This is a genomic window from Actinotalea sp. (assembly GCF_035443605.1).
Classification (GTDB): domain Bacteria; phylum Actinomycetota; class Actinomycetes; order Actinomycetales; family Cellulomonadaceae; genus Actinotalea.
Window position 1 is genome coordinate 4,828 of record NZ_DAORSQ010000091.1, and the last position, 5,368, is coordinate 10,195.

Sequence of the window (5,368 nt, forward strand, 5' to 3'; positions counted from 1 at the left end):
GCTGGCCTGGTTCGCGCACCTGCCGCAGCTGTCCGTCGCCGTCGTCGCGGTGATCGTCGCCAACGCGCTGTTCTCGTTCGCGCAGGGGCGTCGCGCGGACCGCGCGGCCGAGATGCTGCGCCGCCTGCTGCCCGTGCGCGTCGCGGTGCGTCGCGACGGCGTGGTGCGCCGGCTGGACGCGCCTGAGGTGGTGCGCGGCGACGTCATCGTCCTCGAGGCGGGGGACCGGGTACCGGCGGACGCACGGGTGATCATCGCCGACGTGCTGCTCGTCGACACCTCCACGCTGACGGGGGAGAGCGAGCCGACAGGGCTCGACGTCGGCGACACCCTCCACGCGGGCACCTTCGTCGTCGAGGGCACGGCAGAGGCGCTGGTCACCGCGACCGGGACCGGGACACGGCTGGCCGGGATCGCGCGGTCGACCGCCCTGGTCACGGACCACCCCACGCCGCTGACCCTCGAGCTGCGCCGGGTGGTGCGGGGGATCGGCCTCATCGCGGTGGGCGTGGGGCTGGGCTTCGTGGTGCTGACCGTGGCGCTCGGTCAGCCGCTCGCGCGCGGGTTCGAGCTGGCCCTCGGAGTGACCGTCGCGCTGGTACCGGAGGCCCTGCTGCCCACTGTGACCCTCGCGCTGGCCTGGGGCGCCGAACAGATGGCCCACCGCAACGTGCTGGTCCGCACGCTCGACGCGGTCGAGACGCTCGGCAGCGTGACGTTCGTCTGCACCGACAAGACCGGCACGCTGACGTGCAACGAGATGACGGTCGTCGAGGCGTGGACGCCGGTGGGGGCCGCGCGCGTCGCGACCCCGGGGTACCAGCCGACGGCCGACGTCGAGCTGCGGGACGCCGACGGTGCGGACCGCGGTGCTCGCGAGGCGCTCGAGCGGCTCGCGCGCTCCGGGGCGCGGTGCTCACGCGGGTACGCCGAGCCGCACGAGGGGACCTGGCGTGCGCACGGCGACCCCATGGAGGCCGCGCTGGACACGTTCGCGCGACGCCTCGGCCTGGACACCGACACCCCGCGCGCGCGCTCGTCCTCGGACATCGCCTTCGCCTTCGACCCCCACCGGCGGCGGATGTCCGTGGTCGCCGACGGCGAGGTCGTCACCAAGGGTGCGCCGGACTCCGTGCTGCCGCTGTGCACGAACGCGGACCAGCGCACGCGCGCCGTCGAGGCAGCCCAGCTGCTCAGCGCGCGGGGCCTGCGGGTGCTCGCGGTGGCGGGCCGACCCGCCGGGTCGGACACCCCGACGGTGGTCGCGATCGCCGAGCGGGGGCTCGAGCTCTACGGGCTCGTCGGGCTGCAGGACCCGCCGCGCACCGACGTCGCCGAGGCGCTCGCCGCGTGCCGCCGGGCCGGGGTCGCCGTCGCGATGATCACCGGCGACCACCCCGTCACGGCGGCCGCGATCGGCACCCAGGTGGGCCTGCGCCGGCCGGACGACCCGGTGCTCGTGGGCGCGGACCTGCCGGCGGACGACGCGGCGCTGGGGGAGCTGCTCGACCACGACGGCGTCGTCGTGGCGCGCGTGGCGCCCGAGGACAAGTTGCGCATCGCCCGGGCGCTGCGGGCGCGCGGGCACGTCGTGGCGATGACCGGCGACGGGGTCAACGACGGTCCGGCGCTGCGCGAGGCCGACATCGGGATCGCGATGGGCGCCTCGGGCACCGACGTGGCGCGCGAGGCCGCTGACCTCGTGCTCCTCGACGACCACTTCGCGTCGGTGGTCGCCGGCATCGAGCTGGGCCGCGCGACGTTCGTCAACATCCGCCGGTTCCTCACCTACCACCTGTCCGACAACGTCGCAGAGCTCGCACCCTTCATGGTGTGGGGGCTGTCCGGCGGGAACATCCCGCTGGCGCTGGGCGTGCTCCAGATCCTCGCGCTCGACCTCGGCACGGACACCCTGTCCGCCGTGGCGCTGGGCGCCGAGCCGCCCGGCCGGCACCTGCTCGAGCGCCCGCCGGTCTCCGGCCGGCTGCTCGACCGCGGGGTGCTGCGCCGTGCGTTCGGCCTGCTGGGGCCCACCGAGGCCGTCCTCGCGATGGCGGCGTTCTTCGCGACGTTCCTCGCCGCGGGCTGGCGGCCGGGGGAGGCCTTTCCCGCAGGGGCGGTGCTCGCCGCCGCGTCCGGGGCCGCGTTCGCGACCGTCGTCATCGGGCAGACCGCCAACGCGTTCGCGTGCCGGAGCGCGTCGCGGACCCCGTGGGCGCTCGGCTGGACGACCAACCGCCTGCTCATCCCTGCGGCGTCCATCGAGGGGGCCTTCTCGGTGGTGGCGCTGTTCGTCCCGGCGCTCGCCGTCGTCCTGGGTCACCGACCGCCCGGGTTCGCCGGCTGGGCCGTCGCGATCGCCTCGGCGGGTGTGGTGCTCGGGGTCGACGCGCTGGACAAGGCCGCGCGCGGGCGGGGTGAGCGGCGCGCGCGCCGCTGAACGATCGGTGCCCGCGCGGTCTGCGAGGATGCGCGGGTGAGCACCGAGCAGCGCCACCGCCGCGCGTCCATCAGCGACGTCGCCCGGCTGGCCGGCGTCGCCGTCGGGACGGTCTCCAACGTGCTCAACCGGCCCGAGATCGTCGCGCCGGCGACCCGTGAGCGCGTCGAGGCGGCGATCGCCGAGCTGTCGTTCGTGCCCAACGGCGTCGCCCGCCAGCTGCGGGCCGGCACCATCACGACCGTCGGCGCGATCCTGCTGGACATCCGCAACCCGTTCTTCACCGAGGTGGCCCGGGGGATCGAGGACCGCCTCGCGCTGGACGACCACACCCTCATGCTCGCGAGCTCCGACGACGACCCTGCGCGCGAGGCGAAGTACCTGCGACTCTTCGAGGAGCACGGCGTCGTGGGGATGCTCGTGGTGCCGACCACCCAGGACCTGGACCACCTGCAACGCCTCCAGCGGCGCGGAGTGCGCGTGGTCCTGCTCGACGCACCGTCGTCCCTCGACGAGATCTCCTCGGTGTCCGTGGACGACCAGGCCGGCGGCGCGATGGCCGCCCGGCACCTGCTGGACCGGGGCCACCGCCGGATCGTCTTCCTCAACGGTCCGCACTCCATCCGCCAGTGCGCGGACCGCCGCGCGGGGGTGGACCTCGCGGTGCGCGAGGCCGGTCTCGACCCGGCCGACGTGGTGCACGAGGTGACGCTGACGTCGCTCGACGCCGCGGGTGGTGACGCCGCGCTGCGGGCGCTGGTCGCGGTGGCGGACGGGCAGCCGCCCGAGGCGGTGTTCTGCGTCAACGACCTCGTCGCGGTGGGCGTGCAGCGTTCGCTGCGGCTGCTGGGCGGCACGGCGCTGCTCGAGCGCGTCGCCGTCGTCGGCTACGACGACATCGACATCGCGAGCGAGCTCGCCGTCCCGCTGACCTCCGTGCGCCAGCCCACCCACGAGATGGGCTTCCGGGCAGCGGAGCTGCTGCTGGCGCGCGGGGACGAGGCGGCCGTCGAGCACGTGGTGTTCCAGCCGGAGCTCATCGTGCGGGCCTCCAGCCGCGCCACGGCCTGACCGGCCACGGCCTGACCGGCGGCGGGACCTTCGTCCGACGCTGACGGCTCGCGAGTCTGAAACGATTCACGACGAGGAGTCACCTCGTCACCGTCGCCCAGGAGGATGCACCGTGCCGTACCGGATGATCTGGAACCAGACCGCCTACTTCGGGGCGGGCTCCGTCGCGGTGGTGCCCGACGAGCTCGTGCGTCGCGGCTTCACCAAGGCCCTCGTGGTCTCCGACGCCGTGCTCGTCGAGACCGGCGTCACCGCGCGCGTCACCGACCTGCTCGACGCGGCCGGGTTCCCGTACGAGGTCTTCTCCGACGTGGCACCCAACCCGCCGATCGCCAACGTCCAGGCCGGCGTCGCCGCGTTCCGGGCCTCGGGCGCCGACGTGCTCGTCGCCGTCGGCGGCGGGTCGCCCCAGGACACGTGCAAGGCGGTCGGCATCATCGTCGCCAACCCCGAGTTCGCCGACGTGCGCTCGCTCGAGGGCGGCGCCGCGACCAAGAACCCATCGGTGCCGATCGTCGCGATCCCCACGACCGCGGGCACGGCGTCGGAGACGACGATCAACTACGTCATCACCGACACCGAGCGCCAGCGCAAGTTCGTCTGCTTCGACCCGCACGACATCCCCGTCCTGGCCGTCGTCGACGCCGAGATGATGGCCACGGCGCCGCGCTCGCTCAAGGTCGCGACCGGCCTCGACGCGCTGACGCACGCCATCGAGGGCTACACGACCGCCGGCGCGTGGGAGCTGTCCGACCTGTTCCACCTCAAGGCCATCCAGGTCATCGCGGCATCGCTCAAGGCCGCGGCCGACGGCGACGGCGCGGCCATGGAGCGCATGGCCCTGGCGCAGTACGTGGCCGGGATGGGCTACTCCAACGTCGGGCTCGGCCTGGTGCACGCGATGGCCCACCCGCTCGGCGCGTTCTACTCCGCGCCGCACGGCGTGGCCAACGGCATCCTGCTGGCGCCGGTGATGGCCTTCAACGCCGAGGCGACGGGGGAGCGGTTCCGCGACATCGCCGCGGCCTTCGGCGTCGAGGGCGCTGCCACGCTGCCGCTCGACGAGGTGCGCACCGCGGCCGTCGAGGCCGTCGCGGCCCTGACGCGCGACCTGGGCAACCCCACGCGGATCAGCGAGATCGGCGCCACAGAGGCCGACCTGCCGGCGCTCGCGCAGTCGGCGTTCGACGACGTCTGCGCCGGCGGCAACCCGCGCCCGGCGAGCGTCGAGCAGATCGAGGCGCTGTACCGCTCGATGCTCTGACCGTCACCTGAGCACCCGGTCGGCGCCGTCCTCCTCGGCGGCGCCGACCGGAGGGTTGACGCCGAGCAGTCGGCATGAAACGATTCATAACGCCGGACGCGACGTCGCACCGGCAGAAGGAGAACGACAGTGAGCAACGCAGCCCAGGCCCTCGACGGGCTCGACCAGCTGGCCATCGAGGTCCCGTCGTGGGCCTACGGCAACTCGGGCACGCGGTTCCGCGTGTTCGGCACGCCGGGCACCCCGCGCACCGTGCAGGAGAAGATCGCCGACGCCGCGCAGGTCCAGGCGTACACCGGCCTGGCGCCGAGCGTCGCGCTGCACATCCCGTGGGACAAGACCGACGACTACGCGGCGCTGGCCGCCTACGCCGCGGATCTGGGCCTTGCCCTGGGCACGGTGAACTCGAACACGTTCCAGGACGAGGACTACAAGTTCGGCTCGCTGGCCTCGCTGGACGCCGGCGTGCGGCGCAAGGCGATCGACCACCACCTCGAGTGCCTCGACATCATGGACGCGACCGGCTCGCGGGACCTGAAGATCTGGCTCGCCGACGGCACCAACTACCCCGGCCAGTCGGACATGCGCCGGCG

At 74.1% G+C, this 5,368-nt stretch carries 3 protein-coding genes and 1 pseudogene; all 4 read left to right on the forward strand.

What is annotated here, in order from left to right; translation table 11 throughout:
- A partial coding sequence (locus PKY62_RS10315; RefSeq protein ID WP_324536625.1) for a cation-translocating P-type ATPase occupies nt 1-2,440 on the forward strand: 2,440 nt, incomplete at its 5' end.
- A gap of 36 nt (nt 2,441-2,476) precedes the next feature.
- On the forward strand, nt 2,477-3,511 hold the full coding sequence (locus PKY62_RS10320; RefSeq protein WP_324536627.1) for a LacI family DNA-binding transcriptional regulator: 1,035 nt from the start codon (nt 2,477-2,479) through the stop codon (nt 3,509-3,511).
- 112 nt (nt 3,512-3,623) lie between these two features.
- A complete protein-coding gene (gene fucO / locus PKY62_RS10325) occupies nt 3,624-4,775 on the forward strand; it encodes a lactaldehyde reductase (protein ID WP_324536629.1) in 1,152 nt (383 codons plus the stop codon).
- Between the two features lie 129 nt (nt 4,776-4,904).
- Nucleotides 4,905-5,368, forward strand: a pseudogene (locus tag PKY62_RS10330) (L-rhamnose isomerase); the annotation flags it as partial.